The following is a 4141-nucleotide window of genomic DNA, read 5'->3' as shown; positions in this document are numbered from 1 at the left end:
CCTTATGTAGCTTTACAGACAGATATGGACAGAGTGAGAGAAGAAGTGGATTCCTTGCGTTTGATGACTTTGCACAATGCCAAAGGACTGGAATTTACCACCGTCTTCATTGTAGGTCTGGAAGATGAACTACTTCCGCATCGAATGTGTATGGATAATCAAGATAGCATTGAAGAAGAAAGACGCCTTTTTTATGTAGGCATCACCAGAGCCAAGCATTACCTTCATCTTAGCTATACCAAAACCAGACGCCTGTATGATACATTCTATTTTCCTGCTCCCAGTCAGTTCTTGGCAGAAGTGAATTCTGAATTATATTATCTATCACAAGGTGACAATGGCATTGCTCCACCCCCCAAACGCTTTAAAAAAACTACAAAAGTGATTACGGAAAGCCAAAAACATTATAAAATCGGGCAGAAAGTTTATCATACTGAATACGGAATGGGGGTTATTTTAAGTGTGGATGGTGATGGACCTGATGCACGGCTAACCATTTCCTTTGGCAATAGATTAGCCAGAATTATAGGCAGTTATGTGGAAGTTTTGAAGTGAGAGAATTTCGTTCGGAGAGTAGCAAATTAGAAAGTATCAGAGTCCATAGTAACTTTTATGCTACCTACGAACTCCTTTCGTGATAAAAACGCATAATACCTGTAATGTAAAATTAACTAAATATAAATCCCTGTAATCGGTGAGAGACATTAAATGCTATATACCAAGATAGAAGACCGACTGTTACAAAGCGAGTTTATGCAAAGGGTGCAACAGCTTCCCTTAAGAGATAGGTCTATCCAAATTTTCCACCTCAATCAAAGTGCCAGAGCATTAATAGCGGCTCATTTATGGCAACGAAGCGAGAAAAATGTCATCATCATTTCGCAGGATGATATCATCGCCGAAGATATCTGGGATGATCTGTGTGTCCTTATTGGCAAAGAAAATGCACATTATTTGCCCGATTACGAAATTTTACCTTACGAAGAACGCTCTCCTCATTACAGCATCAGAGCAACGCGAATGGAAACCATCCTTTCTACCTTGCAAAATTCCAAAAGCGGAATTTATTCGCTTTCAGTAAGAACTTTAGGACGCTATTTACCTTCCCGAGATATTCTTGCTCGCCATATTTTACATTTGAAGCAAGGTATGGAGTATGAACCTGATACATTGCTTCATCATCTCTACGATATGGGCTACGAAATTCAATATCAGGTCAACAAGGTCTTTCAGGCAGCCAAGAGAGGTGGCATTATTGATATTTTTTCACCTCCTATGGTTAATCCTGTGCGTTTGGAATTTTGGGGTGATGAAATTATTGGCATCAGGGTTTTTTCCATTGCCACGCAACGCAGTGTGGAAGAATATTTAACGGAATATACCGTCCTGCCTGCCAGGGAACTTGCTTTAAGTGATATAGACAGTGGCTCACCCATTATTACGAAAATTCGCGACCAGGGTTTTTATGAAGGCATAGAAAATTATTACGCTCTGCTTTGTAAAGAGTTACAGACCTTTGCCGATTATTTTGCCAGCGATAACCGCATCCTAATCTGGAACAATTATTTTTACGCCAAAGAAGAGTATGAAGCCCTTTTTGAACAGGCGCTTTCTACTTGGAAAAAGGAAGCCAAAATTCAAGGTAGAGGCAGAGTTCCGCGTCCGGAACAAATGTTTGCTGATTGGGACGCTCTTTCTCACCTCAAAAAGAACAGCGATAATTTATACTTATCTCAAAGTGAATTTGAACTTTCTTTTCCTACCCTCAATATCCGCGCTCCCTTGGAAGTTCAACCAAATTTTGAATCAGATTTAACTATGCTGACAGAAACCCTGCAAGAAAAACAAAAAGAGGGCTGGTTAAATTTTTTGTTATTTGACAATCAAAGCCAGGCAAAGCGTCTGCAACAATCTATTGGTGGAGCTCCATTTACGGAATTTATCGGGGTTTTGCATGAAGGTTTTTCGCTTACTGATTGCCACTTAAATTTATGGACTGATCACGAAATTTTTAACCGCTATAAAAGCAGACGCTATACTCCGCGTTATGCACCCGGTGAAACCATTGTAGATTATGAAGACCTCAAACCGGGAGATTATGTGGTTCATATAGATCATGGCATTGGCATTTTTGAAGGGCTGAAAATAATTCGTCTGGACGGTTCGGAAGTTGAATGTCTTGTTTTACGCTATGCCAATGATGACAGAGTTTATGTTCCCACCTATCAGCTCTCTTTAGTTACCAAATATGTAGCTGAAGAAAGCGCTAAACCAGTTTTAAGTAAGTTGGGCAGCTCCAAATGGAATAATACTAAACGCAAAGCCGCTCAGCAAATTGAACTTATCGCCGCCGATATCGTAAAATTATATGCCGAACGCAGTTCGCACTTAGGAATTGCTCATCAACCGGACACAGAATGGCAAAAAGAACTGGAAGAATCATTTATTTATGAAGATACGCCTGATCAACGCAAAGCAACGAAAGAAATTAAAGAGGATATGGAACTTGTAGCTCCGATGGAAAGATTGCTTTGTGGAGATGTTGGTTTTGGAAAAACGGAAGTTGCCATCCGGGCAGCTTTTAAAGCTATTTGCAGTGGCTATCAAGTTGTTGTTTTAGCACCTACAACTTTATTAGTTGAACAGCATTGGAGAGTTTTTAGAGAGCGTCTTGCTCAGTATCCAGTTAAAATTGCTATGTTTAGTCGTTTCCGCAATTCCGCCGCTATGAAAAAAGACCTCTTAGGGCTAAAAAGTGGCTCCATAGATATCGCCATCGGAACCCATCGTTTACTTTCCAACGATGTCCAATTTAAAAAACTTGGGCTCTTGATCATAGATGAAGAACACCGTTTCGGAGTGCGGCATAAAGAAAAATTGAGGTCTTTACAAAGTAATGTGGATACTCTTTATATGAGCGCCACGCCCATTCCGCGGACTTTGAATATGGCACTTTCCAAATTGAAAGAAATTTCCTTGATTCAGACCTCGCCCAAAGAAAGATTACCTGTTAGAACTATTATTACCCCGCGTGATATGGAAGTAATCAAAGATGCCATCCGACGCGAAATTGACCGGGGTGGACAGGTATTTTTCATTCATAACCGCGTGCAGACCATCGAGACAATTGCCGCGGAATTAAGAGAAGCAATGCCCAAAGTTCGTTTTATCGTTGGGCATGCTCAAATGCCTGAACAGCATTTGGAAAAAGTGATGGACGCTTTTTTAAATAAAGAATATCAAGTGCTTATTTCCACAACCATCATCGAAAATGGGATAGATATTCCTAATGCCAATACCATTTTAATAGACAATGCCGATAATTTTGGTTTGGCTCAGCTCTATCAAATGCGCGGAAGAGTGGGACGCAGCAATAGAAGAGCTTATGCTTATTTGCTAATTTCCAAAGGCACTACCTCCATTGCCAGAAAACGACTGGAAGCGTTAACTCAATATGATTATTTGGGCGCTGGTTTTCAAGTGGCTTTACGCGATCTGGAATTACGCGGCGCGGGAACTATTTTGGGAACCAAACAAAGCGGCATCATCCAGGCAATTGGCTTTAATTATTACAATCGCATTTTGGGCAATGCCATCCAAGCAGTGGAAAAAGGCGAAACACCCAATTTGCTAATGGACGAAACACCGGATACAGGACGGATAGTAAGAACCGAGATAGACCTTTATTTCCCTCCCAATTACATTGATGACGACAAAGAACGACTGCGAATTTATAAACGCTTAAGCGAATTGGAATCTCTAAAAGATATAGATGAATTGGAAGTGGAACTTTTAGACCGTTTTGGTCCCATCCCAGAACAGGCATTATGGCTGCTAAGCTATTTTAAATTAAGCCAGTTGGCAAAGAAAATCGCCCTCAAGGACTGCCAGGTGAAAAGCAATTCCCTAATTTTGGAATTTGACGCGAAAAATCTGCCCGCCAAAGAAAAGTTATTGCACTTTGTTTCCAAAGTTGACCGGCCTTTTCGCTTTGATGCAGGGAAAAACCTGAAGGTGATCATTGAACTGAACCCGCAAGATAACTATATCCAGCAGTTTGAAACTGCTTTATCCATTTTGCAATTATGGTAAAGCTAAAGGTAAAGGATTATTTTTAAATACAAGGATTTCAGGATTATAA

Annotated in this window: 2 protein-coding genes; both read left to right on the top strand. The window is 40.4% G+C overall.

Annotation, left to right across the window (positions count from 1 at the left end):
* A partial coding sequence (locus ABFC98_07530; GenBank protein MEN6445877.1) for a 3'-5' exonuclease occupies positions 1-555 on the top strand: 555 nt, incomplete at its 5' end.
* Between the two features lie 153 nt (positions 556-708).
* The gene (mfd, locus tag ABFC98_07525; protein ID MEN6445876.1) at positions 709-4092 is read left to right on the top strand and encodes a transcription-repair coupling factor; all 3384 of its coding nucleotides are present in this window, start codon (positions 709-711) and stop codon (positions 4090-4092) included.
* The last annotated feature ends 49 nt before the right edge of the window (positions 4093-4141 follow it).

The sequence above is a fragment of the Candidatus Cloacimonas sp. genome (assembly GCA_039680785.1).
Taxonomy (GTDB): Bacteria; Cloacimonadota; Cloacimonadia; order Cloacimonadales; family Cloacimonadaceae; genus Cloacimonas.
Note: the sequence above shows the minus strand (reverse complement) of the source record. Positions and strands in the feature narration are given on the sequence as shown.